This window comes from Pseudochelatococcus sp. B33 (assembly GCF_053570585.1).
In genome coordinates this window covers 195,690-221,937 of record NZ_JBSEFH010000003.1, presented here as the reverse complement: position 1 = coordinate 221,937, position 26,248 = coordinate 195,690, and the positions used below count along the sequence as shown (strand labels likewise).

The 26,248-nt window shown below is 62.8% G+C and carries 23 protein-coding genes; 11 read left to right on the top strand and 12 right to left on the bottom strand.

What is annotated here, in order from left to right; translation table 11 throughout:
* Window positions 1–3 precede the first annotated feature (3 nt).
* The 4 genes from ACUSIJ_RS04600 to ACUSIJ_RS04585 form a co-directional block, all read right to left on the bottom strand.
* Window positions 4–1,269, bottom strand: coding sequence for a 2-oxo acid dehydrogenase subunit E2 (locus tag ACUSIJ_RS04600; protein WP_449307188.1), 1,266 nt, complete (start codon window positions 1,267–1,269; stop codon window positions 4–6).
* Between the two features lie 13 nt (window positions 1,270–1,282).
* Entirely contained in the window at window positions 1,283–3,943 is a 2,661-nt protein-coding gene (gene mdeB, locus ACUSIJ_RS04595; protein WP_449307187.1) for an alpha-ketoglutarate dehydrogenase, read from the bottom strand.
* A 465-nt stretch (window positions 3,944–4,408) separates the two neighbouring features.
* Complete coding sequence (locus ACUSIJ_RS04590) at window positions 4,409–5,227, bottom strand: response regulator transcription factor (RefSeq protein WP_449307186.1); 819 nt, start codon at window positions 5,225–5,227, stop codon at window positions 4,409–4,411.
* A 257-nt stretch (window positions 5,228–5,484) separates the two neighbouring features.
* A complete protein-coding gene (locus ACUSIJ_RS04585; RefSeq protein WP_449307185.1) occupies window positions 5,485–6,528 on the bottom strand; it encodes a quinone oxidoreductase family protein in 1,044 nt (347 codons plus the stop codon).
* Between the two features lie 469 nt (window positions 6,529–6,997).
* Here ACUSIJ_RS04585 and ACUSIJ_RS04580 point away from each other — a divergent pair, with 469 nt between their 5' ends.
* Window positions 6,998–7,453 carry a nuclear transport factor 2 family protein gene (locus ACUSIJ_RS04580; RefSeq protein WP_449307184.1) on the top strand — a complete coding sequence of 152 codons (456 nt, stop codon included), beginning with the start codon at window positions 6,998–7,000 and terminating at the stop codon, window positions 7,451–7,453.
* A gap of 124 nt (window positions 7,454–7,577) precedes the next feature.
* On the opposite strand, the gene ACUSIJ_RS04575 is transcribed toward ACUSIJ_RS04580, so the two are convergent.
* From ACUSIJ_RS04575 to ACUSIJ_RS04555, 5 genes are all read right to left on the bottom strand, one after another.
* Window positions 7,578–8,288, bottom strand: a complete 711-nt coding sequence (locus tag ACUSIJ_RS04575; RefSeq protein ID WP_449307183.1) for a glutathione S-transferase N-terminal domain-containing protein — start codon at window positions 8,286–8,288, stop codon at window positions 7,578–7,580.
* A gap of 65 nt (window positions 8,289–8,353) precedes the next feature.
* Window positions 8,354–9,127 (bottom strand): SDR family NAD(P)-dependent oxidoreductase, encoded by a 774-nt coding sequence (locus ACUSIJ_RS04570; protein ID WP_449307182.1) that lies wholly within the window; start codon window positions 9,125–9,127, stop codon window positions 8,354–8,356.
* A 32-nt stretch (window positions 9,128–9,159) separates the two neighbouring features.
* Window positions 9,160–9,555, bottom strand: a complete 396-nt coding sequence (locus ACUSIJ_RS04565) for an EthD domain-containing protein (protein ID WP_449307181.1) — start codon at window positions 9,553–9,555, stop codon at window positions 9,160–9,162.
* A 41-nt stretch (window positions 9,556–9,596) separates the two neighbouring features.
* On the bottom strand, window positions 9,597–10,808 hold the full coding sequence (locus ACUSIJ_RS04560) for a cytochrome P450 (RefSeq protein ID WP_449307180.1): 1,212 nt from the start codon (window positions 10,806–10,808) through the stop codon (window positions 9,597–9,599).
* A gap of 410 nt (window positions 10,809–11,218) precedes the next feature.
* The gene (locus ACUSIJ_RS04555) at window positions 11,219–11,974 is read right to left on the bottom strand and encodes an NIPSNAP family protein (protein WP_449307179.1); all 756 of its coding nucleotides are present in this window, start codon (window positions 11,972–11,974) and stop codon (window positions 11,219–11,221) included.
* 137 nt (window positions 11,975–12,111) lie between these two features.
* On the opposite strand from ACUSIJ_RS04555, the gene ACUSIJ_RS04550 reads away from it, so the two are divergent.
* The 8 genes from ACUSIJ_RS04550 to ACUSIJ_RS04515 all read left to right on the top strand — a co-directional run bounded on the left by ACUSIJ_RS04550 (window position 12,112) and on the right by ACUSIJ_RS04515 (window position 20,961).
* Window positions 12,112–12,987, top strand: coding sequence for a branched-chain amino acid ABC transporter permease (locus ACUSIJ_RS04550; protein ID WP_449307283.1), 876 nt, complete (start codon window positions 12,112–12,114; stop codon window positions 12,985–12,987).
* Window positions 12,984–13,886: a branched-chain amino acid ABC transporter permease gene (locus ACUSIJ_RS04545; protein ID WP_449307178.1), complete on the top strand. Its 903-nt coding sequence runs from the start codon at window positions 12,984–12,986 to the stop codon at window positions 13,884–13,886. Before ACUSIJ_RS04550 ends, ACUSIJ_RS04545 begins: the two co-directional genes overlap by 4 nt.
* The gene (locus ACUSIJ_RS04540; protein ID WP_449307177.1) at window positions 13,883–14,638 is read left to right on the top strand and encodes an ABC transporter ATP-binding protein; all 756 of its coding nucleotides are present in this window, start codon (window positions 13,883–13,885) and stop codon (window positions 14,636–14,638) included. Before ACUSIJ_RS04545 ends, ACUSIJ_RS04540 begins: the two co-directional genes overlap by 4 nt.
* A gap of 2 nt (window positions 14,639–14,640) precedes the next feature.
* On the top strand, window positions 14,641–15,360 hold the full coding sequence (locus ACUSIJ_RS04535) for an ABC transporter ATP-binding protein (protein WP_449307176.1): 720 nt from the start codon (window positions 14,641–14,643) through the stop codon (window positions 15,358–15,360).
* A gap of 65 nt (window positions 15,361–15,425) precedes the next feature.
* On the top strand, window positions 15,426–16,565 hold the full coding sequence (locus ACUSIJ_RS04530) for an ABC transporter substrate-binding protein (protein ID WP_449307175.1): 1,140 nt from the start codon (window positions 15,426–15,428) through the stop codon (window positions 16,563–16,565).
* A gap of 137 nt (window positions 16,566–16,702) precedes the next feature.
* On the top strand, window positions 16,703–17,971 hold the full coding sequence (locus ACUSIJ_RS04525) for a cytochrome P450 (protein WP_449307174.1): 1,269 nt from the start codon (window positions 16,703–16,705) through the stop codon (window positions 17,969–17,971).
* The gene (locus ACUSIJ_RS04520) at window positions 17,968–19,113 is read left to right on the top strand and encodes an iron-containing alcohol dehydrogenase (RefSeq protein WP_449307173.1); all 1,146 of its coding nucleotides are present in this window, start codon (window positions 17,968–17,970) and stop codon (window positions 19,111–19,113) included. Before ACUSIJ_RS04525 ends, ACUSIJ_RS04520 begins: the two co-directional genes overlap by 4 nt.
* A gap of 180 nt (window positions 19,114–19,293) precedes the next feature.
* Window positions 19,294–20,961, top strand: a complete 1,668-nt coding sequence (locus ACUSIJ_RS04515; RefSeq protein ID WP_449307172.1) for an AMP-binding protein — start codon at window positions 19,294–19,296, stop codon at window positions 20,959–20,961.
* 128 nt (window positions 20,962–21,089) lie between these two features.
* Here the strand turns inward: ACUSIJ_RS04515 and ACUSIJ_RS04510 are convergent, their stop codons facing one another.
* Window positions 21,090–22,007 carry a hydroxymethylglutaryl-CoA lyase gene (locus ACUSIJ_RS04510; RefSeq protein WP_449307171.1) on the bottom strand — a complete coding sequence of 306 codons (918 nt, stop codon included), beginning with the start codon at window positions 22,005–22,007 and terminating at the stop codon, window positions 21,090–21,092.
* Complete coding sequence (locus tag ACUSIJ_RS04505; RefSeq protein ID WP_449307170.1) at window positions 22,007–23,305, bottom strand: CaiB/BaiF CoA transferase family protein; 1,299 nt, start codon at window positions 23,303–23,305, stop codon at window positions 22,007–22,009. The genes ACUSIJ_RS04510 and ACUSIJ_RS04505 overlap by 1 nt, the downstream gene beginning before the upstream one ends.
* Window positions 23,306–23,477: 172 nt before the next feature.
* Between ACUSIJ_RS04505 and ACUSIJ_RS04500 the strand changes: the two genes are divergently transcribed.
* On the top strand, window positions 23,478–24,302 hold the full coding sequence (locus tag ACUSIJ_RS04500) for an SDR family NAD(P)-dependent oxidoreductase (protein ID WP_449307169.1): 825 nt from the start codon (window positions 23,478–23,480) through the stop codon (window positions 24,300–24,302).
* A 43-nt stretch (window positions 24,303–24,345) separates the two neighbouring features.
* Here ACUSIJ_RS04500 and ACUSIJ_RS04495 read toward each other — a convergent pair whose 3' ends face one another.
* Window positions 24,346–24,768, bottom strand: a complete 423-nt coding sequence (locus ACUSIJ_RS04495) for a nuclear transport factor 2 family protein (RefSeq protein ID WP_449307168.1) — start codon at window positions 24,766–24,768, stop codon at window positions 24,346–24,348.
* Between the two features lie 230 nt (window positions 24,769–24,998).
* Between ACUSIJ_RS04495 and ACUSIJ_RS04490 the strand changes: the two genes are divergently transcribed.
* The gene (locus tag ACUSIJ_RS04490; protein ID WP_449307167.1) at window positions 24,999–26,228 is read left to right on the top strand and encodes an MFS transporter; all 1,230 of its coding nucleotides are present in this window, start codon (window positions 24,999–25,001) and stop codon (window positions 26,226–26,228) included.
* The last annotated feature ends 20 nt before the right edge of the window (window positions 26,229–26,248 follow it).

Sequence of the window (26,248 nt, the reverse complement as noted above, 5' to 3'; positions counted from 1 at the left end):
CTCTCAGAGACTGATCCGGCGGAAATCCGACAGGATCTCGCAGACATGGACAAGAAAGCGGGCCGCCGCAACGCCATCGACCATGCGGTGGTCCCAGCTTAAGCTCAGTGGCTGGATCAGCCGCGGCTGGAAGGCGCTACCGTTCCATTTGGGATGGATCGCCGCACGCGTCATGCCAAGGATCGCTACTTCCGGTGCGTTGATAATCGGGGTGAAGTTCGTGCCGCCGATCCCGCCCAGCGACGAGATGGTGAACGTCGCTCCCTGCATGGCCTGTGGCGGCAGCTTGCCGCCGCGGGCCTGGTCCGCGAGCGCGATCATCTCCGCCGCGATCTCGCGCAGGCTTTTCCTGTCGGCGTCGCGCACCACCGGAACGACCAGCCCTCCGGGCGTGTCGACGGCGATCCCGATGTTGTAATATTTTTTGAGCACCATATCGTCGCCCACCAGCGACGCGTTGAAGGGCGGATAACGCTTCAGCGCTGAGACGCAGGCCTTGACCGAGAAGGCCAGGATGGTCAGCCTCGCCGCCTCAGGGTCGGCGGCGTTCGCGGATTTCCGGAAGGCCTCGATGTCCGTGATATCAGCCTCCTCGAAATTGGTGACATGCGGGATTACCATGGCGTTGCGTGCCAGGCTTGGCCCCGAGATACGCTGGATGCGAGAAAGCGGCACGCGCTCGACCGGGCCGAATTTCTCGAAATCCACCTGCGGCCACGGCGGGAGTTCGGCGGCAGGTAATGGTCTCGCAGCCTGCGGGGCTGCTGTCAGACGTGTCTTGACGTGCCGCTGCACATCCTCGCGGGTGATGCGGCCGTGAGGCCCGGTACCCGGCACCTCCGCGATGACGACACCAAGCTCGCGTGCCAGCTTGCGGATCGCGGGCGAGGCGTGCGCGAGCGGACCTGTGCGTGCCGGTTCGGGCTCTGCAGGCGGGGTTGGCGCTGCTGCGGGAGGAGCCGCAGGGACCTGTGCGTGAACGGCCTGGGCCGGCGAGGGGGCAGCGGGCTCGGGTGCCGTGGCGTCTGCAGAGATCTCGACCAGCGCGATCACGCTACCCTGGCTGACGGCATCGCCGACGGCCACTTTCAGCTCTGCAATTCTTCCGCTGATTTCAGCCGGGACATCCAACGTGGCCTTGTCGCTTTCCAGCACGATCACCGTCTCGTCGGCAAGGATCTCGTCCCCTGCCGCTACCGTGATCTCGATCACCGGGACATCGCGAAAATCGCCGATATCCGGCACGCGCAGTTCAACAAGCTGAGTCATGGCAGGTGGTCCCTCACGCGGCCCACGGTGCCGGCACTGCGGCGGATACCTGCAGCGTCTTCAGCGCCTTCGCGTGAAGCTCCGGCTCAGCCAGTCCGGCGCGGACCAGGGCGTCGATCGCGGCCAGCGCGACGGAGTTGCGATCCACTTCGAAGAAGGCGCGCAGATCGGCGCGGTTGGCGGAGCGTCCGAACCCGTCGGTGCCCAGAACCGTGATAGGCGCGTCGATGTAGGGTGCGATCAGGCTGGGGACAGCACGCACGTAATCGGTTGCCGCCACCACCGGCGCAGTGCCCTGCAGGCAGGTCATCGCGTGGCTGGTGCGGCGGTTGTCCGGACCGCTCAGCCGGTTGGTGCGTTCGCAATCGCGGGCATCGCGTTCGAGCTCGCTCCAGCTTGTCGCGCTGAAGATCTCCGAGGCAAGGCCGAACTCCCGTTCCAGAATGTCCGCGGCGGCGATCACCTCGTTGAGGATGGCGCCCGACCCCACCAGGCGCACGCGGTTCGGGCTGGCCTTGCCGCGCTCGGCAAGGCGGTAAAGCCCCTTCAGGATGCCTTCTTCCGCGCCCTCCGGGAGGTCCGGCTGGACGTAGTTCTCGTTCATCACCGTGATGTAGTAGAATTCGTCTTTCTGCGCCTCCATCATCCGGCGCATGCCGTGGTGCATGATGACCGCCAGCTCGCCCGCGAAGGCCGGATCATAGGCGCGGCAGTTCGGGATGGTCGAGGCGACAAGGTGGCTGGATCCGTCCTGGTGCTGCAGACCCTCGCCCGAGAGGGTCGTCCGGCCGGCAGTGGCGCCGAGCAGGAAACCGCGTGCGCGCTGGTCCGCCGCCGCCCAGATCAGATCGCCGATCCGCTGAAAGCCAAAGATCGAATAGTAGATATAGAAGGGCAGGGCGGGTGTATCATGCACGCTGTAGGAAGTTGCCGCCGCGACCCAGGACGACAGAGCGCCCGCCTCGGTGATGCCTTCTTCCAGAAGCTGACCGTTCTTGGCCTCCTTGTAGAACATCATGCTGCCGGAGTCCTCGGGTTCGTAGAGCTGGCCCTCGGGGGCGTAGATGCCGATCTGACGGAAGAGGTTGTCCATGCCGAAGGTGCGCGCCTCGTCGGCGACGATCGGCACGATGCGCGGACCCAGCATCTTGTCCTTCAGCAGCGCGCTCAGCATCCGCACCGCTGCCATGGTGGTCGACATCTCCTTGCCGCCGGGCGTGACGGCGAATTTCGAATAGCTGTCCCGAGCGGGAATGGAAGGGCGCCGATCGGCTTGCGTCTGTGTCCGACGCCGGGGCATATGGCCGCCTAACTCCTGTCGGCGGGCATGGAGATAGCGCATCTCGGGGCTGTCGGCAGGCGGACGGTAGAGGCGCAGCTCTTCAAGATCGCGCTCGGTCAGGGGCAGGCGGAAGCGGTCGCGGAAGGCGACCAGCGCCTCCATGTCCAGTTTCTTGGACTGATGCGCCGTCATGCGGCTTTCGCCGGCGGCGCCCATGCCGTAGCCCTTCTTGGTCTTGGCCAGAATAACGGTGGGGCGCCCCTTGTGTGCCTTGGCGGCGGCGAAAGCGGCATAGAGCTTGCGGAAGTCGTGGCCGCCACGCTTCAGCGCGTTGATCTCCGCATCGGTCATATGCGCGACCAGCGCCCTGGTGTCAGGATCACGGTCGAAGAATTTCTGACGGTTGTAGTCTCCGTCCTTGGAGCCGAGATCTTGATATTCACCATCCACTGTTTCGGCAAACCGCCTGAGCAGCGACAGGTTTTTGTCCCGGCCAAAGAGCCCGTCCCACTCCGAGCCCCAGAGCACCTTGATGACATTCCATCCGGCTCCGACGAACAGGCTTTCGAGCTCCTGGATGATCTGACCATTGCCGCGTACCGGCCCGTCGAGCCGCTGCAGGTTGCAGTTGATGATGAAGGTCAGATTGTCGAGCTTCTCGCGTGCGGCCAGCGTCAGGCCCGCAATGGATTCCGGTTCATCCATCTCGCCGTCGCCGAAGATGCCCCAGACGTGCCGACCTGCGGTATCGGCCAGTCCGCGCGCCTGGAGATAGCGCATGAAGCGGGCCTGATAGACGGCATTCAGCGGACCGATGCCCATGGAGCCCGTCGGGAACTGCCAGAAATCCGGCATCAGCCAGGGATGCGGGTACGAGCAGAGTCCGTTTCTGCCGACCTCCTGCCGGTAATTGGCTAGCTGCTCTTCGCTCAGCCGCTCTTCAAGAAAGGCGCGGGCATAGACCCCTGGCGCGGAATGCGGCTGAAAATAGACTAGGTCGCCATCAAAATCTTCGCTCTGGGCGCGGAAGAAGTGGTTGAAGCCGGTCTCGAAGATCTCGGCCGCCGAGGCGTAGGACGCGATATGCCCGCCCAGCTCGCCATAGGCCTTGTTGGCGCGCACCACCATGGCCAGCGCGTTCCAGCGGATGATGCCGGTCAGTTTCTCCTCGATCTCCAGATCGCCGGGATAGTGCCCCTGCTTGGACAGCGGAATGGTGTTGCGGTAGGATGAATAGGGTTGGCCGCTGGTGAATACGCCATCGCTGCGGGCCTCCTCCTCCAGCCGCCGCAGCAGGAACTCGGCGCGGGCGCTGCCGCCGGTGGCTGAAACGGCGCGATAAGCGTCGAGCCATTCACGCGTTTCTTCAGGATCAATGTCTGTCGAAGCCATATCAATTTGGCTCGAGAGTGCGTTGATCGTGTTCAATAAAGCCTCCTTCTCCTTCGCGGCGCCATAGGACCGTCCTGCAGGCGGCCACAAGCCGGTAACGCAGCGCAAGGGCCGCCCGGGTCGCCTTGCCATGCATTCCCATAGGCTTTCCGATTTCGGCGCGTTTCGCGATCCACCTTGTGCTTGTCGCTTCTGTCCTCGCATCTGGATGAACTGGCGGAGCTTTCGCCGACGTTGTGCGGCTTCTCAGCCTCTTGGCGGCCTGATGATCGCCCTGGCGAGCGTTCGCGCCTTCAACGCGCGATCCGAGAGATCCATCTGGGTCCGAATTTCTATGTCTGGATCACCTGGTGCTGCCGATCGGATAGATCGCCTTTGGCGAGTGTCCCGATCTCTGGCAACGTCTCGCCAACCCCACCATTGTGGCAAGCGAGGTCCATTTGGCCGGCCGCGATTGGCTGGCGGTCAGTGCGATGCGAACCGCCGGCAGGTCCGGCGCTGCAGCGTCTGTTCCGCGCTCCAGTTCGTCCAGACCTCGATATACCAGACAAGAAGTTCGCGCTGGCTTGAAATGCTCAGACGGCGGTAGGCCCGCTTGCGATATGTCATAACGCTTTCCTTGCCGATCCCCAGTTCCTCGGCGATCTCACAGGTCGTGGCGCCCAGAAGAATGCGCGAGCAGACCTCGCTTTCGCGGCGCGAAAGATCTGTTGCATTGAGCAGGCAATCTTCGATCATCTTGCCGGAGGCAAGCGCCGGCGTCAGGTCAGTTTTCTGGCGGGCCAGGTTGATGTGCTTGGCTAGCATCGTCAGCAGGATCGAGAAACGTTCCTCCATCTCGCCGAGCAGGCTGCGTGACAAGGGTGGGCGCCGGTTGTGGCGCAAGACACGGATGCAGAAACGTTCGGCTCCCCTCTTGGTAAAGATCAGAACTTCCGAGAAGCTGGGCGGCGTGAAGCCTTTGACCGTCTCGGCCGCGAGCAGATTGACCACAGCGAAGCGTGGCAGTTGATCGGCTTGCATCAGATACCGCCTCACGTTCTGAAGCTGGCACATGATCGGTCTCGGGATCAGCGCCGAGGCGGTCGTCTCGCTCGAGATTTCCTGAAGTTGGTGGTCGCTGTGCCTGTAGCAGGCCAGGTAATCGACCCCAAGCAGTTTGTTCAATGCATTGAAAAGGCTGGAAAAGAACTCTTCTTCGCCGATGTCCTGGATAATTTGAGCAAGATCGACCTGCCTACCCGCTTCTGCATGATCGGCCGCGACGTTGGCGACAAGTGTCATCGTTTTTCCTCCCACGAATGACCGCGCTTTTTTGCGCTTTCACGCATGATGATGGAAAGTCAGAATTATTGCAATATGATATTATTGATATATGAAAATAATAATTTCTTTAAAAATAACAGATAGTTATATGATATAATAAAGATATTCAATGTCATTTTGATATGGAGGGCCGTCGATCCTCGGACATTTTACCCCGGTTTTGGTAGGGAGAGATTCGCGGTTTTGGCCGCTCTCGCATGGGTGTGGGCCGGACTTCAGGGGATGAGCAGGACCGTCCCGGCGACGCTGCCGCTTTCGAGCCTGCGATGCGCCTCTGCCGCATCCTTCAGCGCGAAGGTTTCAGAGATATGCGGCCGCAGCGCCCCCAACGCCACCAACGCAAAGAGCTCATCCGCCACTTCCCTCAGGGCCTCGGCGCTGTGGATGTGGCCTTGCACCCCGGCGCGCGCGACGGACAGCGAGCGTCTTGCAAGCGCCTGGATGTCCAGAGGTGCGACCGGCCCGGAAGCGTTGCCGTAATTGATCGCCTTGCCGAAGTGGCCCAGCAGGGCGAGCGACGGTTCGAACGTATCCTTGCCCACGCCATCCAGAACGGCTGTCAGTCCCTGGGGCACGAGCGCGCGTACCGCCTGGGTGAAGTCGGTCTCGCGATAGAGGATGACGTGCTCGCAGCCGTTGTGTCGGGCGATGTCCGCCTTTGCGGCGGAGCCCACCGTGCCGATCACCCGTGCCCCCAGATGCGAGGCCCACTGGCACAGCAGCGAGCCCACGCCCGAGGCGGCCGCATGGATCAGCACCGTATCGCCGGCCGCCGGTCGGTAAAGCCGATTGATGATCAGCGAGGCTGTGCTGCCCTTCAGCAGGATGGCCGCGGCCTGCTCGAAGCTGATCGCGTCGGGAACACGGACAAGCCGGTCCTCCGGCACGGCGCGCTGCGCGCAATAGGCGCCGGTCTGCTCAAAGAACTCGCCATGCATGCCGGCGTAGGCCACCCGGTCCCCGATTCGGAAATCCCGCACGCCGGTTCCCACCATCTCGATCACGCCTGCGGCTTCGTTGCCGAGGATGAGAGGAAATTCATGGGCTAGACCGGAATGGATCTTCGTATAGAAACCGCCGCGCCGCACGTTGATGTCGGAATAGTTCACGCCGATGGCCTTGTGGAGCACGAGCACTTCGCCGGCGCCCGGCGTTGGGACTGTGATTTCCTCCAGCACGATCACTTCGGGGCCGCCATTTTCGTGGACTCTCATCGCTACCATTGTCATGGGTCGTTCCTCGATCAGACTGATGCCCATGTTTTCGCATCCGGCAGCCGGGGGATTTGTCCCTCTCCTGCGTGACGGGCACCGCCCGCCCGACCATAGTGAGGGCTCGGTCCCCATCGCAAGGGACCTTTCCTGCGGCCCGTGTTGCTATGTCCTTGAGGCAACGTTTGTGTCCAGACGAAGCGGGAACGCTCGGGGCGGCGCCTGCCTTTTGCGATCCTGCCGCTGCGCTCGCTCGAGATCAAGTTCTTCGGGGTCTATGTGATGAAGTCGGAAGAAAAACGCGAGGCTCAAGCATACAATCGGTGTGTGCTTCACGCTCGACACCATCATCGAGGCGGTCGAAGGGGGCCGGACGTTGGGCAATGTTGTGCTGGATGTCCGCTCGGGGGCGGCGAAACGGACCCTGCTTCAACAACTATGCGACCCGCTCCAGGCCCTGTGCAGGGGCGCGCTATCAGCGATAGGCATGCACAGTTAGCAACCAAGGGAGGATAACATGGCGCGTGCAGACGAGGTCCACTCTACCAGCGAAGCGGTCAACATTGCTCTCAGCTATTTCACGTTGTTGATGAAACGGGATCTCGATGCATTCGAGCGGATCTGGCACGAGGACGGAGTGAACATCATTCCGTTTCCGCCCGAAGGATTCGGCAAGTTCGTCACGCCGGCCTTCGAGGGCCGGGAGGAGATCATGGAGCACTATCGGACAGCGTTCAAAAACCGTAGCGACCATGTCTTCTGGATCGACGCCATCCACGAGACCGAGGCATCCGGGGTGGTGATCATTGAAGCGCATGCCCGCAGTCTTGTGGGCGAGACCAAGCGCATCTACGAGAACGAGTATGTCTGCGTCTTCCACATCGACGATGGGAAGATCCGCACGATGAAAGAATACGCCAATCCGTTGCAATTCATGAGGGCTTTCGAGGGCGGGTTCGACGCTCATCGCTGAGTCGGGGACCGGTCCAGAAGCGATCCAAACGCATCTTTGGCGAGGCGATCGTACCAGCAATGGCGGCGCCACGACCTCTGCGGGATCGTGACGTGCTTATCGGACGATAAATCCTGTCTGGCGGTCAGGGGACCGCATGGTTGCCAAAAAGGATGCGGCGCGCGTCTTCGCTGTAATCGCTGAAACTCTTCGGCAGCGGTCCCTCGATGACCTTCGAGACATTGACGTAGGCTTGCTGGGTGCGCGGCCGCTCTGCGATCCTGTTCTTCCAGTCGAGGACGTTCTTGTAAGGCGTCAGGTCGAGCTGCTCTCGCCGCAGATGCGCCACGATCCAAGGATAGCAGGCCATATCGACAATGGAGTAGTCGTCAAGCACATAGCCGGTGGAGGCGAGCTGCTTGTCCAGCACGCCGACAAGACGTATCACTTCGGTCTGATAGCGGGTGATCGCATAGTCGATCTGCACAGGGGCGAAGTTGCGGAAATGAATTGCCTGTCCGCCCATGGGGCCAAGGCCGCCAACCTGCCAGAACAGCCATTGCTGCGCGGCAATTCGGCCTCGCGCATCCGAGGGCAGAAAGGCGTTCTGTTTTTCGGCAAGATACCAAAGGATCGCGCCGGATTCGAAAATGGTGATCGGCTCCCCGCCGTCGGCGGGAGCCGTGTCCACGATCAGCGGGATCTTGTTGTTCGGCGCAATCCGCGAGAACTCCTCGCCGTATTGTTGACCTCGGGAGACATCCACCGGAATCCCGCGATAGGGCAGCCCGGTCTCTTCGAGGAACATCGCCACCTTGTAGGCGTTCGCCGACATCCAGAAATAAAACTCGATCATTGGATCTCTCCCATTTCGCCGTAAAGCCGGTAGGTGCCCGCCGGGGCGCGCTCCGGTTTTCCAGTTTATTGCATGCGGATCCCGCCGTTTACATCGATGGTGGAGCCGGTCACATAGCCGCCGTCGATTGAAGCAAGGAAGGCTGCTGCCGCTGCGATCTCTTCCGGGCGGCCGACGCGGCGCAGCGGAATGCGCTCTATCCCGGAATAGGCCACATCGGCGTCGGTCCGCTCCCTGGTTGCGGAGCGTAGCATCGGTGTGTCGATCGCACCCGGTGCAATGGCGTTGACGGTGATCCCCAGCGGCGCCAGCTCGCGCGCTGCGATCTTCATCAGCGACAGAACTGCGCCTTTGGACGAGCAGTAGGCTGCGGTGCCCTGATAGCCGCCCATCTGCGCGTTGCTGGACGAAACCAGGATGATCCGGCCATGCTCAACGGGAGTTTTCGTCCGGCGCCGGGCCATTTCTCTGACGCCCAGGAACGAACCGCGGGCGTTGACGGCATAGATCTTCTCCCATTCGTCCAGCTCCAGCTCCGTCAGCGCGCCGGTGCCGTTTCCCATGCGAAGCACGCCGGCGAAATTGGCGAAGACCGCGATGGGACCAAGCTCTGTCTCGGCGGCAGTGAAACCCGCCTCAACCGCCGCTTCGTTCGAGACGTCCATCGCCAACCCCATATGCGGGCCGCCGGGCAGCGAATGCGCCGCCGCTCCGGCTTTGTCGCCGTCCAGATCCGCAATGGCGACAGAAATACCCTGCTCGGCGAGTTTCGTGGCGGTGGCCAAGCCCAGCCCACTGGCCCCTCCGGTGATCAGGGCGATGCGTCGATTATTGCTCATGGTTAACCTTCTTCGTCTTTTGAGGCGGTTGCTCAGGACGCCGTGACGCGCCCGAACGCAGGCTGGTTCAGGATCCGGTCACCGATCTGCAGGACCGGCTGGTCCGACATCGACGTGCGCGTCTTCGACAGGTCGATAAAGTTCGCCTCGTCCGGAATGATGATGTTGCGGAAATCCGGCTCGTCGAACATGTGCGAACGGTCTTCCATCGAGCCGAACCAGACCTCGGAGAAGCCGTCGAATGCCAGCTCGATCACTCCCGGCACGCTTTCGTTCGGCGCCAGGTGGTGTTGCACGTAGCGGCGAATATAGCGTGAGATTTTGGGATTATTGGCGATCAGCGGGCCGTGAACGTCGCGCCAATAGTCGGAGAACTCTTGCCGGGTCATGTCCGGTTTGCGAATGTAGAAACTGGTCGATACCCACACGGATTTTCCTCCCTTTGAATTGAAGTGTGGCGGCGGTCCGATCAGGTGGGAGTGGCGCGCAGCGGAAGCGCGTCCAGCGTGCGAAGCGTGTTCACATAGCGGATCGTCGGTGCCGCGGTCAGCTCCAGTTTACGCGCCTTGCGGGCCAGCGGGCCCAGTGCGCATTCTGCCTCCATGCGGGCGATCATTTGCGCCACACAGGTGTGGATGCCGTGTCCGAAGGCCAGATGGACCCCGGCGGTCTTGCGCTCGATGTCGAAAGTGTCGGGATTGGACCACTTGCGGGGATCCCGGTTGGCAGCGCCCATGAAATAGCCGATCTTTTTATCACCTTCGAGCGCGTAGCCGCTAAGCTCCATGTCGTTCTTCACGACGCGCCAAAGCACCATGACCGGGGAATCCAGCCGAAGGGCCTCCTCGAAGGCGCCTTTGATCTTCGTCGGGTCCTCGTGGATCTTTTGATAGGCTTCGGGATTCTGGGCCAGATGCTTGAGCGTGTATTCGATGCTCGCGATCGTGGTGTCGACCCCCGCACGGAAGAAGGAGCGGACATGGAGCGATGCAGTGCCCGGTGGGAACTCGCCAGCATCCTCGGCCAGATAGATCTGCTCGCCGAAACCGCCGGGAAGCATGTTCTCACGCTTCAAGGCATGATTGTACCATTCCATATAGGGTTCCGCCCGCTCGACCGATTGTTTCAGACGTTCGTTGGCAGGACCCATCTGGTTGAAGTTAAGTTCGCCCGTGATGATCAGATTCTCGGCCGGGATATCGAGGCCGACAAGACGCGGGATAACTGTCAGGACAAAGGCTTCGGCCACGTCGCGAACACCGTCGAACTCGCCCTGCTGGATGAGCTTTTCGGCCAGGGCTTCGCCTTCGGTGGTGAGCACTTCCCGCCAATCGCGCAGCACCTTGGGAGACATGATCCGCATCAGCGCCTTGCGCGCGGCGGTATGTTCGGGAGGGTCCACCTCTGTGATCGGGCTGCGCGGCCGAAGGTGGCCTGGTTTGCGGATATCGGTCAGGCCGATGCCGCCGGTGGAGGTGAAGCATTCGTAGTCCGATGCGACACGTGCCGTCTCTTCGTAGCGGCCTACGGCGTAGCAGTCGTATTTGGGGATATAGACCACCGGAGCGGCTTCACGGAGCGTCTCGTAAAAGCTGTAGGGATCTTCGACAGCAGTGTCGGAATAGGGATCGACATCGAGTGTCGGGACTTCCCGACCACGGACTATATCGGTGAGTGTCATGTCGCTTCCTCGCGTTCTGGTTCCCGGATAAGTTTACTTGCCTTTCAGGTGCCGGATAGTCCCCGTTGTGTGGGACGATCCCCCTCTCATGCGCGCCTGCCAGACGCGCATGGTGACGAACAGCGGAAGAAAAAGGTGAGGAACTATCCGGTCTGCTTCTTTCGCATCCATATCGTCGAGGTGCAAACGGCCGAGAGCAAGCTCCGAATTCGTCTTCGCATAGCCGGTCGAAAGGCTGACCGCATCATCGTCTTTGCTTTCCTCGTCGCTCTGATCGAGGTCGGGGCCTACCCCGCTAGCAGCAGTCCAACCGGTCTGATCCAGGGGGTCGACCGGGGGAGAGCGAAGGTGTTCCAAAAAACTCGGGCTGGTGCAGGATAAGGCCGTCCTTCGCCGGGGGCGGGCCGCAGTCAGAGACGCTCCGTCGGGGCGCTGCCGACTACGGGCTCCATGATGAATGCGTCGGCGCGCTGCAGCAGGGTCTCGCCAAGCTGCGCCCTCTGGTCGGCCTGGGCGCCGATCATGGCGGGATGCTCGTCAAACCGGCGCCAACCCTGCTTCCAGGCCGCTATATCAGGCCAGCGCAGCAGGATGGCGAGCGACGGCGCTTCGTACCCGCTCAACACATCCAACACGCCGACGACGTTCGCTCCCGCGGTTTCGGCGCAGGGGATGTAAGTGTCATCCAGAAATGCGGACAGCTCCGCCGCTCGGCCGATGGCGGTGCGAAGGATCAGCATCTGATAGATCCGTTCTGGCCCTGTCACAGTCGCCCGCGATGCGGGCGGCAGCGCGCGCGGGGTGAGAAAAAATTGCGTGTTGGCCTGGACGAGCTCGCTGCCGTTGTTGGTCTTGGCGCGGACGCGCGTCCACTCGCTGTCGGCGTAGAAGCGGCCCCAGCATGTCTGTCGCTCGGCCATACTCTCCCATGCCATGAGGTAGCAGTACATGGGGAAACGCGGACCTGCGAGCACCTCCCAACGGCCGACGGCACGGATGCCATGGGCCTCGAAGAGCGCGGGAAGATGGCGCGTCACCCGGGCGCGATTGTCCTGCATCCGGCCGCGGTCGATCAGGTATTGCCGCATTTCGTAGATCATGGGGATCCTCATTTCGGGTTTGGCCAGCCCTGGGCACACACCGTGGTGATAGAAGCCCAAAGCCATATGCCCTGCGTCCCTCTGTTGAGGGGCATCCCTGGAAGAAGAAACCCCACACATTGGCAGCAAGAGTGCCGCACCTGGCCGGTCTGGAGCAAGGGTGGCCGTAAAGGGGGAGGGGAGATTTGCTGGCTCAACAGCTTGTGAACGGAGTCGTCGTGGGAAGCGTCTACGGGCTTTTCGCGCTCGGCTTCACGTTGTTGTTCGGCGTGAACCACATCATGAATATGGCCCACGGCTCGGTGTTCATGTGGGGTGCGATCGCCGCGCTCATGATCGTGACGCAACTGGACATGCCGTTCGGCGTGGCCCTTGTCGTAGGCGCCCTGACGGGCGGGGTACTGTCGGTCCTGCTCGACTATGTGGCGTTCCGGCCGCTGCGACGGCGCGGCGCGCCGGAGTTTTCGGCCATCGTATCGTCGATCGGCGCCAATCTGATCCTGCTGGCGCTGGCGCAGGAATACACGCAAACCAAGGTCTTTCGCTTCCCCTTCGACACCTTCCCCATCAGAATCTTCGAGATCTTCGGGGTGCGCGTGCAGCTTCTGCAACTCGTCATCATGGGCATCGTCGTGCTGATGGTCGTGGGGCTGTTCTGGTATCTTTTCCGCACCTCTTACGGCCGGCAGGTCCGGGCCGTCGCATATTCCGAGCGGACCTCGAAGCTGCTCGGCATCAATCCGACTTCGATCAACTTCCAAGTCTTCTTCCTGTCGGGGGCGCTCGCCGGAATCGCAGGTGTGCTGATCGGGCTGGCCTTCAACACGGTTCATTTCATGATGGGAGAACCATTCCTGATGCGCGCCTTCGTCGTGATAATCCTGGGCGGTCTCGGCAGCATTCCCGGCGCGCTTATCGCAGGGCTGTTCATTGGGATAATCCAGACGCTGACGATCTCCTACGTCTCCGCCGGAGTTGCTGAGATCGTCGTATTCTCGCTTCTCTTCATCATCCTTCTGGTCCGGCCTACCGGTCTGTTCGGAACCATGAGCACCGCGGTAAGGGTTTCGCGCACATGATTTTCCTGAAGAGTTATGCCCCGCTGTTCGAGTTCGCGCTGTTTAATGTTCTTCTGGCCTTCAGCCAGTACGTCGTTCTGCGTGCAGGTGTGTTCTCGCTCGGGACCGCAGCCTTCGCCGGCTTCGGCGCCTATGCCGCGGCCATCCTGTCGGTGAGCTACGGCGTTGATCCGATTTTCGGAATAGTCCTGGCCACGCTCGGCGGCGCGGCCTTCGGCGCGCTTGTCGCGGTGCCGCTGGCGCGCCTGCGCGGTGTCTTTCAGGCGCTTGCCACCATCGCCTTGGTACAGATCTTCCTGTCGGTCGCGCTGAACTGGACAACGATGACCGGTGGCGCGCTCGGGATCAATGGCATACCCCGCGCGGTGCATCTGACCGAAATGTTTATCGCCGTACTGGTCGTGGGCTACGTACTCATCGTCATGGGGAAGTCGAGCCTCGGGCGCAGCTTTGACATCATCCGCGAAGACGAGACGGTTGCCGTGTCCTTGGGAATCTCTGTGACCAGGCACCACCGGATCGCCTTCGTCCTGTCCGGCGCTATCGGCGCTCTGGCGGGCGCGATGCATGCCTATTCGAGCTATTCCATCGTGCCCACCGAATACGGCTTCCATCTGGTGACCATCGTGCTGGCTATGGTCGTGCTGGGCGGTCGCGTGTCGGTCTTTGGTCCCATCCTCGGTGCAATCGTGCTGACCATCCTGCCGGAGCTTCTGCGTGGGTTTCAAGAATACCGGGCTGTCCTGCAGGGCGCGGTGCTGATGCTGTCAATTATATTCCTGCCGCACGGTATCGTGGACACGATGCTGGGCCGGCTGCGCAGCCAGCAGCTTTCGCAAAAGAAAGTGGTGCGCGAGAACCGGAGGACGTGGCGGGAAAAGGAGCGGATCTCGGCATGAACGGACTTGAACTCGACCGTATCGGCAAGGATTTCGGCGGGCTTCCCGCAGTGCAGGAGTTGTCGCTGTCAGTGCCGAAAGGGCAGATCACGGGGCTGATCGGGCCCAATGGCGCCGGAAAGACCACCGTGGTGAATATGATCATGGGCTTGCTGCGCGTCAGCCGGGGGACGATCCGGATGGAGGGGCAGGAGGTCACCACCGCCGACGCGCAAACTCTGGCGCATCTCGGGGTGGCGCGGACCTTCCAGAATATCCGGTTGCTGCCCCATTCCACGGTTCTGGAAAACGTGGTTTCGGGCTTTCACAGGCACGAGACGACGACGCTTTTCGCCAACCTGCTGTGGGCACCGTCGGTCTATCGTGAAAACCGCAAGCTCGAGGCGCAGGCGAAAGAGCTCCTGGAAGAATTCGGCATGATCGACTTCGCCCGGCATCCCGCGGGCAGCCTATCCTATGGCCATCAGCGACGTATCGAGATGATGCGCGCGCTTGCCATGCATCCCAAAGTGCTGCTGCTCGACGAACCGGTGGCCGGGATGAACGACGCAGAAGCCTATGCGCTGGCCGAGATCTTTGAGGCGGTCGCCCGCCGCGGCGTGGGCATCCTGCTGATCGAGCATAACATGCGCTTCGTGCGCCGGCTCTGCGCCCAGGTCTACGTGCTGGCCTCGGGCCGGCTCATCGCCGAGGGCGCGCCCGATGCTGTCGTTTCCGACCCGCGCGTCGTCGAAGCGTATCTGGGGAGCTGAGAATGCTGCATGTCTCCGACCTTTGCGTCTCCTACAGCGGGATCCAGGCGCTGAAGTCCGTCTCGCTGGACGTATCCGAGGGCGAGATCTTCGCCTTGATCGGTCCGAACGGCGCGGGCAAGTCGACCCTGCTCAACGCGATCTGCGGCGTGGTGGCGGCGCAATCCGGCAGCGTCCGGTTCCTGGACTGCGAGATTCTGGGCCGACCCGCCTTCCGGATCGCGCGGTCGGGGCTGCTGCAGGTGCCCGAGGGCCGACAGGTTGTGGCGCCGCTGTCGGTGCTGGAGAACCTGGAACTGGGGCGGATCGCCGCGGCGGACCGGGCGGGCGGGCGCGACGAAATCGACCACGTCTACGAGCTGTTTCCGATTCTCGCCCAACGGCGCTACCAGATTTCGGGCACGCTTTCGGGCGGTCAGCAGCAGATGCTGGCCATCGGCCGGGCGCTCATGGGCAGGCCGCGCCTGCTGCTGCTTGACGAGCCCAGCCTCGGTCTTGCGCCGGTCGTCGTGGGCGAGGTCTTCCAGGCGCTGCGCCGGCTCAGCCGCGAGGGCCTGACCATCTTCCTGGTCGAGCAGAATGCGCGCCTTGCGCTGCAGACGGCCCACAGGGCTGCCGTGCTGGAACAGGGCCGTGTCGTGATGACGGGCAAGGCCTCGGATTTGGCGGACGACCCGCTGGTTGCAGACCACTATTTCGGTCGGACGAAGGAAATTGCCTGATCGCTTGTGACATGGCGAAAATCCTTGTCCATGATCTGTCATAATTTATTTCAGGGAGGGGAGAAATGTCAGGAATAAGACTGGTAAAATACTTTTCTGCCGCCGCAATAGCGCTGTCAATGACTGCGGCCGCGCAGGCGGAAACAGCCCGGATCGGAATCATCAACGCTCTGACTGGGGCTTACGCCTTCGGCGGGGTGCCGATCCACAATGGCATGAGGCTGGCCATCGAGCAGGCGATGGAACGCGGCGAGCTGGGCGACCTGACCCTGGAGATCGTCGAAGGCGATTCGGCCAGCGAGAAAGGCCAGACCATCACGTTGGTCAGCCGCATGACGCAGTCCGACAATGTACTGATGATATTGGGCCCTACCACCAGCCTGGAAGCGACAGCAGGGGCACCCGTGGCCAACCAGCACGGCGCCGTCCTGTTCGGCATCGGCTCGTCACGCGGAATCCTTCAGGCGGGGCCCTGGTCGTTCAAGGTCCAGCAGGTTGGCGACGATATGCTGAGCACGCTGTCGGACTACACCGCAAACCTGCTGCAGGCGAAGAGGGTCGCGTTGATTTACGACCGTGCCAACGATGGCTTCGTTGCGCAGAAGGACGCCTTCAAGAAAGGGGTCTTGGAACACGGGATCGAAATTAGCTCCGAAGACGGGATCCTTGCGTCCGACACCGATTTCCTCGCGCTTGCGACCAAGCTCGCCTCGGAGAACATCGACGCCTTCTTCATTGCCGCCCCGGCGGAGGTTGGCGGCAACTTCGTGCTGCAGGCGCGGCAGGCCGGTATACCCATGGACGTGAAATTCGTTGGCCCGTCGACCTTTGCGGCACCGGCGTTCATTGAAGTGGCGGGCGGCGCTGCCGAAGGGTCTATCGTGCTGGCGGACTGGTTTGCGGGTGCTGACAATCCCGGCAATGCCGAGTTCGTGGAAAGCTACACGGCGAAGTACGGCACCCAACCGGACAACTGGGCGGCGATGGGTTTCGCCTTGGCCGATCTGGCCGTGGAGGCGATCAAGCGCGCCGGCCCCAATCCTACACGCGAAGCTGTCCGTGATGCGCTGACCGCGCTGCGCGACATTCCGACGATCCTCGGCGACGGAACCTGGACGATGGATGACGACGACCGCGATCCCCATTACGGCGCGGTGGTTCTGACCATCGAAAACGACAAGCTGACGCTCGCACCGCGGGACTGAGTTCGCGCGACATGGTTCAGAGCTTTTCGGTTCTGCGCCGTCCGGCTTTCCGCATGATCCCCCAATGTCACGCCGGCGGGGGACAGGAGCTTCGGCAGGCGGTCCTATCCTCAGTGTTGGGCAGAACAGAGAATTACATGAGCGATCTCGCGAAAGTCTGGGAGACACCGCCTGTTGCATGTCCCGCCGGGAGTATCGGGCATGACTGGGACCCTTTCGATCACCGGCTCATGTATGAGTTGCTGTCGTACGCCCGCGAGTCCGAACCGGTGTTTTTCAGCCCCGAGCTGGAATATTGGGTGGTGACCCGATATTCGGATGTGCTGGCTGTCCTGCACGATCCAGCACGGTTTTCTGCGGCGAATGTGAACACCCCCATAACCCCGATTCCCGTCGAGGCGTTGCGCTGCCTTCAGGAGGGCGGGTATGCGCTGGAAGGTGTGCAGGTCAATTGCGACCCGCCGCGGCACACGCGAATCCGGCGGGTCGTCTCTCAGGCCATGACGATGCGCCATTTCAAGGCGCTGGAAGGCGACATCCGCGCACTGGCACGGGCCGCGATCGACCGGCTCAGGGGGCGGGGCAGGGTCGATCTGCTACGTGAGCTGACCTACGATCTTCCCGCCCACGTCATCTTCCGGCTGCTCGACATTCCGGAGTCCGACACTGCGCGGGTGAAGGCCTGGGCCGCCGACCGGATGCTCCTCAGCTTTTCCCGCCCCAGCTTCGCGGCACAGATGCAGGCGTCGCAGAATCTGCTGGAGTTCTGGCACTTTGTGGTGGCCTTGGTGGCCGAACGGCAGCGTAATCCGGGCCGCGACTTCATCGGCAACCTTCTGAAGATCCGCGGGGGCGATGACAACGAAATCACCCTCAATGAACTGACCTCCGTGGCTTTCGGCCTGCTCTTCGCAGGGCATGAGACGACGACGAGCCAGATGACGAACACCCTTCGTGCGCTTCTGACGGAACCCGGACTCTGGGCCGGGCTGGGACGCGATCCCGATCGGATCGGCAACGCCATCGAGGAGGGGCTGCGGCTTTACGGGGCGGTGGCCAACTGGCGCCGGCGGGTCACGGAGCCCGCGGAACTGGGCGGAGTCGCACTTCCCGTGGGATCGCCGCTGGTGATCTCCTTCGCAGCGGCCAACCGCGATCCTGAGGTGTTCGAAGAGCCCGACAGGTTCCGGCTGGACCGCAAGAACAGCCGTCGGCATCTGACCTTCGGCAACGGAATCCATAGCTGCCTCGGCGCGCCGTTGGCACGGCTTGAAATGCAGGTCCTGCTGGAAGAGCTGCTAGGCGCTTTCCCCGACATGCGGCTGGGCGAGGACGCAGAGCCGTCCTATGCCCGCGCCTTCGCCTTCCGCGTGCCGGACTCACTGTGGGTGGAGCTTGGGCAATGAACGATCAGCAGAATTTGTCTCGAACCCTCGTGACGGACCGCTTCTGGCCACCGGCCCGTCAGACTGTCCTCTACGGCGCGCCGATCGCCGAGACACTGCCCACCGCGCTGAGCGAGCTCTGGGCCAATCAGACGGTGCTCGTCTTCGACGCAGCCGCCTCCGGTGCGGACGGGGTTGGTGCCGCCTCGGCCGCTTTGCTGGGAGAGCGCAACGAGATCACGGTGGGCGACGTGCGGCGGAACGCCCCGCGGGCGGATGTGCTCCGCATCGTGCAGGCGTTGCGGCATCGCGGGACCGAGGCCATGGTGGTCGTGGGCGGAGGATCGGTCATCGACGCCGCCAAGGCGGCACGCGTCTGCCTGACGAACAATGTCGCCTCTGTCGCCGACTTCGAGCGGCTGCGCACGACGACCACCGCTGCGGCGCCGCGGCCGTATATGGTTGCCGTCCCCACCACCTTGTCAGGCGCGGAATTTACCCCTGTCGCCTGGGTTCTGGATGAAAATGCGCAGTGTTTCCAGAAGATTGCCCATACGGATCTTGCGCCGGATATCGTTCTGCTGGAGCCGCGGGTGACGCTCCGGACGCCTGTGTCGCTCTGGCTGGCCTCGGGCATTGGCGCGCTTGGCCGCGCCATCGAGGCGTGGCTCCCCGCGCCGCATCTGCAGCCCTTGGCCAGCGCAGCCTGCTTGCGGAGCATCGGGCTTCTGTCGGAGGGACTGCGGGCCTGCCGTCACGCGCCCGAGGATCTGATCGCCCGCCAAATCAGTCAGGAAGGCGCATGGCTTTCGGGAATGGTGGCGGCCATGGGCGACCAGACGGCACTGAGCGAGAGGATCGTGCGACAGGCAGGACTCCGTGCGGGGGCCGAGGCCGCCACCGTCACGGGGGCGCTGCTGCCGCACATGCTGTCCGTCTTCGGGCGGGACGGATCGGACCGGGCGGGCCCGCTTGCCGCGGCGCTGGGGCATCCCGAGTGGCCTTTGTCGACGTGCGTGGCCGAATTGGTGGCAGAGCTTGGACTTCCAACCCGGTTGCGGGATGTCCTGCCGTCCCCGGACGGTATGCCGGAGGCGGTCGAAATTGTTGGCCAGGGCCGGGAGGCGGAGGCACTTGCGGAAGCCATCAACCGAGCCTGGTGAGCATTATCCCGATGCCGCATGGCGCCGCATCCGGACGAACTTTTCGTCGACGCCTGAACTGCATGAGCGGATTATTCATGAGCGGATTATGCTTGGGGTCAGGCTGCGACGGTCAACTTATCAATTGCCGATACTTGGGAGGTGCTACAGTGCAGCGAACAATGTCACAATTCCTGCAGTTTGATCGCTGAAGGCTGGCGGCTGGAAACCGAACTGCGGCAAAGGCCGGATATTTCCGCCAAGTCTCTGGAAAACTGTACAGATTCGACCTCCTACATCCCCAGCATTTTTCTACACCCCAAGCATTTTTCGGTCGAGTTAGGGAACACCCCCATGAATCTATTTGCCCTCCTGCATGCGACTGCATTGCGTCTGCCCGACCGTGGGGCGGTCTATCGCGGCGACAGGCTGGTTCTGACCTTTGCGGAGCTGCGTAGCCGGGCCGCGAAGATCGCGCATGCGCTGCGTAGGGATTATGTCGAAGGCGACCGAATTGCGATTTTCTCCGAGAACTGCCCGCAATATGTGGAGCTGTTCTTCGGGATCTGGGCGGCGGGCATGGTGGCAACCCCCATCAATGGCAAGCTCCACGAAAAAGAGGTTTCGGTCATTCTGGGCGATGCGGGAGCGAGGGCCGTCTTCACGTCTGCCAAGCATATGGCCCCGCTGTCGCAGGTCCTTGCCGGGGCGCAGAGCCCTGTCCGGTTGGTCGAGATCGGCAGCGATGCCTACGAGGCGCTTCTGACCGAAGAGCTGACAGAGGAGCCACCGTCGGATCCCGACCGGATCGCCTGGCTCTTCTTCACCAGCGGCACCACCGGCCGGTCGAAGGGGGCGCGGCTGTCGCACCGCAACCTGATGACGATGACCATGTCGCATCTGGCCGATATCGACGATCCCGATCCGAACTCCAGCCTGATCCACGCCGCTCCGATGTCGCATGGCTCGGGCCTTTACATTCCCCCTTACATTTCCCGCGGCGCGCGGCAGGTGATCCCCGACAGCGGCGGGTTCCAGCCTGACGAGTTCCTCGATCTCAGCGGCATTCACCCCGGTTGCTGCGCATTCTTCGCGCCGACCATGGTCCAGCGGCTGCGGCTGCGCAGCGAGGAGACTGGCCGCAGGCCGGCCAACCTGAAGACCATCATCTATGGTGGTGGGCCGATGTATCTGGAGGAAATACGCCGCTCCCTGAACTGTTTCGGTCCGGTCTTTACCCAGATTTACGGACTGGGGGAATCTCCGATGACCATCACCGGACTGCGCCGCGCCGATTTCGTCGAAGCGGATGACGAAATCCTCGCCTCGGTCGGGTGGCCGCGCATGGGCGCCGAGGTGCGGATCATCGACGAGGCCGGGGCCGAACTGCCCCCAGGCGAAATCGGCGAGATTGTCGTGCGGGGCGATATGGTGATGCAGGGCTACTGGAATGATCCCGAGGCGACGTGCAGGACGCTGGTTGACGGCTGGCTGAGGACCGGGGACATGGGCAGCTTCAGCGACAGGGGCTTGCTGACCCTGCGCGATCGCATCAAGGACATGATCGTGACCGGCGGCGCCAATGTCTACCCCCGCGAGGTGGAGGAAGTTCTGCTGACCCACGAGGCAGCGGGGGAGGTGTCGGTGATCGGCTTGCCGGATCCGGAATGGGGCGAGATCGTCGTCGCGGTGGTCGTGCCGGCGACAGGATATGAGATCACCGAGACCGCGCTTGACGCGCTTTGCGTCAGGGAGATCGCCCGTTTCAAGCGCCCCAAGAAATACGTATTTCTGGACAGCCTGCCCAAGAACAACTACGGCAAGGTGGTGAAGCGCGAATTGCGGGACATGCTTCGCGCATTAGCCTGAGCCGCGCCGAAGGCCGGAGTGCCCTACATGTTACAGATTGCGCTCCGAGCGTCGCGCCGCCGGGTGCGACCGCGTCTTGGCCTGAAGAACGGGACCACGGGATATGTCTGTGGCGCTGCGCCCCGGGATCACGGCATTTCTCTCGCACGAGCGGCAGCGAGTGCATGGCGCACGCGTCCACCCGTGAGCCCACCGGGGATCATCGCGCCGCGCTGCGAGACCGGGATGAGGCGCTCCAGCGACACGCCGGTGTCGATCCCCATGCGATCACACATCCAGACCACATCCTCCGTAGCGACGTTGCCGGTCGCGCCCGGGGCAAAGGGACAGCCGCCCAGCCCGGAAAACGAGGCGTCGATCAGCCGGACGCCGGCCTGATAGGCAGCGTAGACATTGGCCAGACCAAGTCCGTAGGTGTCATGCGCGTGCATGACCCAGCGGGAACTCTCGGGGAACATGCGCTGCGCCTCGGCAAAGACCGCGGCGACCTGATCCGGCACGGCCTTGCCGGTTGTGTCGCAAAGACAGATTTCTGCGTCGGGTTTTGCCGGCACCAGTTGCTCGAGCAGGCGAAAGACCGCCTCTTCGGACATGCGGCCTTCGAAGGGGCAGTCGAAGACGGTCGAGAGATCGAGCCGCAGATCCGCCTCCCCAGGCAGGGCCTCGACGATGCGCAGGTACTCCTCGACCGACTCCTCGGTCCGGCGGCGCACGTTGTTCATATTGTGCGAGTTCGACACCGACAGCACGAAGACCGGGAAGCGCACGCCGCTCTCCAGCGCGTGCAGGGCGTATTTCTCGTTGGGCACCAGAACCCGGGGCACGACTTCGGGCAGGGCGTCGCAGGCGGCCAGAAGCTCCGCTATATCCGACATTTGCGGCAGCGCGCGCGGGCTCACAAAGGAGCCGATTTCGATGTGCTTCAGCCCGGCAGCAGCGAGGTCCATCACGAAGGCTTTTTTCTGCACGGTCGGAATGAAATCGTGGATGCCCTGAAAGCCGTCACGGGGACCGACCTCGACCAGGGTAACGGCATCGCCGGACATCAGATCACCTCCTTTTGCCGATAATGGGTGATTTCAGCTTCGCTGAATCCCATCTCTGTCAGAATCTCGTCCGTGTGCTGGCCGATCCGCGGCCCGCTCCACCGGACGGTTCCCGGATCTTCGGCGATATGGGGCACGATGCCGGGATGCGTAACATCGAAGCCGAGCGTCTCGTCATGGACCCGCCGCACCATTCCACGCACGAGGAATTGCGGATCGGTCGCGCAATCTTCGGCAGTGTAGACCTTGCTGGACGGCACGTCGGCTTCCTGCAGCAGCCCCAGCAAGGTCCTGGCTTCCAGCCCCGAGGTCCACTGACGAATGATCTCGTCCAGCGCCTCGGCATTGGCGACCCGTGTGGGATTGTCGACGAAGCGCGGGTCCTGCGGCAGTTCCGGGCGTCCCATCAGGCCGCACAGGCGTTGGAACAACGGTTCGGAATTGGCAGCGATCAATATCCAGCCGCCATCCGATGTGGGATAGGCACTGGAAGGTGCGGCGGTCGCAATGCGTGAGCCCGTGGGCTGTTTGATCTTGCCGAGATGCCCGTATTCCGGAAGCATGCCCTCCATCATGCTCAACACGGCCTCCGACAGCGCCACGTCCACGGTCCGGGCCTTGTCTTGCCCGCCCGCGGCATCGCGTTGCCAGATGGCGGAGATGACGCCGAGGGCGGCGTAGAGCCCGGCCAGAGAATCCCCGATGCTGACCCCGACCCGCACAGGCGGCAGATCCGTCGTCCCAGCGGGGTGGTTGGAGAGGTAGCGCAATCCGCCGATCGCTTCACCGATCACGCCGAACGCGGCCTTGTCCCGATAAGGTCCGTTCTGGCCGAAGCCCGAGATATGACCGATCACCAGTCCGGGATTGATCGCGCGCAGTTCGTCGTCGCCCAGTCCGTAGCGGGCAAGCTGCCCGGGCCGAAAGTTCTCGATCAGCGCGTCGCAGCCCGAGACGATCCGCCGGAGCACGTCCCGGGCCTCGGGCGCCTTCAGGTTCAGTGTTACCGACCGCTTGTTGCGGCCATGCACCGACCACCAGAGACTGTCGTCGCCGACCACCGCACCCCATTTCCTGACCGGGTCGCCGGAGGGAGGTTCGATCTTGATCACGTCGGCGCCGAGATCGGCCAGAACGCGCGTCGCGAAGGGCGCCGCGATGTAGTGGCCGATCTCCAGTATCTTCAGGCCGCTTAGGGGCCCCGTCGGGGCAGGGTGCTGCATGGTCCGAATTCCTCGCATCGTGTGACTGCCTGCCCCGGGACCGGGCTTGCCGAAGCCACGTTTCGTGCAGGGCATGCGGTACGCCCGGCTTCCCGAAAGGCAGGCAGGCGAACTTCGTTGCCCCAGACTTATGAGCCCAGCCCTGCCCGACGCTGCACCATCGGACGGGGACAACGCAGGGGTTTTTCTCGTGAAATCATGCGGCGCGGGCGAGTCCAGATGTTCCTGAACCGGATAGGAGTGAGCCATGATCGTGCTGCCAGATATCGATGAACGGGTGCGGGACTGGGCCCGATCATCGCCCCTGACCGGCCTGATTGCCGCCGTCGCTGGCGGAGGCAGCGGCATCGGCGAGGCGGTTGCGCATACCTTCGCCGCGAACGGCGTGCACGTGCTGGTGGCGGACAAGAACGAAGAAGCGGCGCAGCGCGTCTGCGACGCGATAATCGAAAGAGGCGGCAAGGCGCTCGCCTGCGGCATGGATGTGGCGCGGACCGCGGATATCGAGACCATGACAGTCTTGCTTTCCGATAGGTTCGGCGGGCTTGATCTGCTCGTGAACGCTGCGGGGATCATTCAGCCGGCGTCGCTCGAGACCTGCCCGATGGGGCAGTGGCGCAAGTCCTTCGAAGTCAACGTGGAAGGGGCGCTGCTGCTGGCGCGGGGTTGCCTGCCGCTCCTGCGTAAAAGCGATGCCCCGTCGATCGTCAACGTCGCCTCGCTGGCGGGCGGCCGTGCTTATCCCGGTGGCGGCCCTTACGGTGTGAGCAAGGCTGCGCTGATCCATTTGACGAAGACCATGGCCGTCGAATGGGCGAGCGATGGCATTCGCGTCAACGTGGTCAGCCCGGGTTCGGTTCTGACGCCGTTGTTGCTGAGCAACATGAGCGCAGAGACTAGGACTCAGCGCGAACGGCAGACACCGCTCGGCCGCATGGGCAAGGCTCCGGAAATTGCCGATCTGATCGTCTACCTGTCGTCTCCGATGGCGTCCTACATCACGGCGCAGGAGATCGAATGCGACGGCGGCTTCTCGCAGTCGCTCATGGTGCAGAAGTTCCGGCCGCTCTGACGGTTCTTCCGGCATTCCGTTCCTGGGGCGGGCCGCCGCCGGGTCAGCCGTTCAGCAGCGAGACGCCGCGATAGGTAAACCGCCAGCCCTGAGGCGTGCGGGCGAAGCTGTCCTCGAAATTGACCACAAGGAACACCGAAGGCGGGGTGGTCGTAAGCGTGTAGACGAGCACCGTGGAGCGGGCACGCGCCTCGTCGCCGCTGCCTTCGACAACACAATTCGTTACCATATAGATTTCGCGCGCCTCGGGCTTCAGATTGTCAGCCGCGAACTGGCGCAGATCTCGGCTGCCGCTGATCCGCACGGTCTGATCGTATCTGGTGCCTGCTGCCGCCTGTTTGCGTTCCCAGACCGCCTCTTCATGGAAGAGCGCGGCCCAGGCGTCGGGGTCGCAATCCGACGCTGCAAGGGCGTAGCGATGGATCAGATCGGTGATGTCCCGATAGTCTTCGCAGGAAAGCGTCATCTTCATCTCGTCCTTCACAGAATGCGGGCAAGCTTCTCCATTTGGCGTGCGGCCGCGTCCTCCAGCAAGGGGACCAGCGGGTCGCAGTGCTATGCGGTGCGAAGCCGGGGAGCCCCGTCGGTCCTCTGCGCACTGAGGAAAAGCATTGTCGGGCGGTGTCACTGGCCGGAGGGACGAGAACAAAGCACAGCGCGTCTAGCATCCGGGCTCGAGACATGAAGGAATCCAGTATGACCACGTCCACGCCCGAAACCGCAGAGATGGCCTCGCGGAGAGCCCCATCCCACGGCCGCGCCATCTTCTTTTTGGCCATGGCGTCATTCTCGGCGGCGGGCACGACCCGAATCATGGATGCGATCCTGCCGCAGATGGCGCTGGAATTCGGCGTCTCCATTGGGTCTGTCGCGATTGTCGCGACTGTCTATGCCTTCTCATATGGATTCTTTCAGGTGTTTTACGGCCCGGTCGGAGACAAGTTTGGCAAGTACCGGATCATTCTCCTGGCTTCCATCGGCTCGGCGGTCACGACCTTTGCCTGTGCGGGCAGCACATCACTTCACGATATCATTATCGCGCGGCTGGCATCAGGGGTCATGGCTGCGGCGATCGTGCCGCTGGCGCTGGCCTGGATCGGCGACGTCATCGATCATGCGGAGCGACAGCCGATCCTGGCGCGATTCATGTCCGCGCAGATCCTCGGACTGCTTGCAGGTCAGATCGGCGGAGGAGTGATGGGTGAATATTTCGGCTGGCGGTCCGCCTTCATGCTCATCGGGATGAGCTACCTGCTAGCGGTGGCAGGCATGTATATAGAGCTGATCCGCTCTCCGGCCATCGGCCGGGCCGGATCCCCCGGCACCGCGAGTCTGCGCGACTCTTTCGAAGCCTTCGCCCGCTTGGCGGAGCGCTCGACCGTCCGCTTCGTGCTTCTGATGGTGGCTATCGAGGCCTTCGCGATGTTTGGGGCACTGACGTATGTCGGCGCCAGTTTACATTTTCGCTTTGGGTTTGACTTCGCCACGGTCGGAGCGTTCCTGTCGGCCTATTGTGTCGGCGGGCTGATCTATGTCAGCCGCTCGAAGTGGCTGCTCAGCAGGCTTGGGGCGCAGGGGCTGGCGTTCTGGGGCTCGATCCTGGTGGCGCTCAGCTACGTCGCACTGGGGTTGACGTCAATCGCCTGGACCTGCGTTCCAATCATTGCCGTGATGGGGATCGGCTTTTACATGCTGCACAACACCTTGCAGACAATGGCCACGCAGATGGCGCCGGACGCACGCGGCTCGGCAGTTTCGCTTTTTGCCACCGTGTATTTCCTGGCGCAATCGGTGGGGGTCTACATCGCCGGTCAGGTGATCGATGGTTTCGGTACGCCGCCGGTATTCTACTCCGCCGCCGTGTTCCTGGTCTGCCTTGGCTGGCTGATGCAGCGATACACACCCGCCGAGCTGCGAGCGCGCTGACCGCCGCCGCTGGTCGGCGT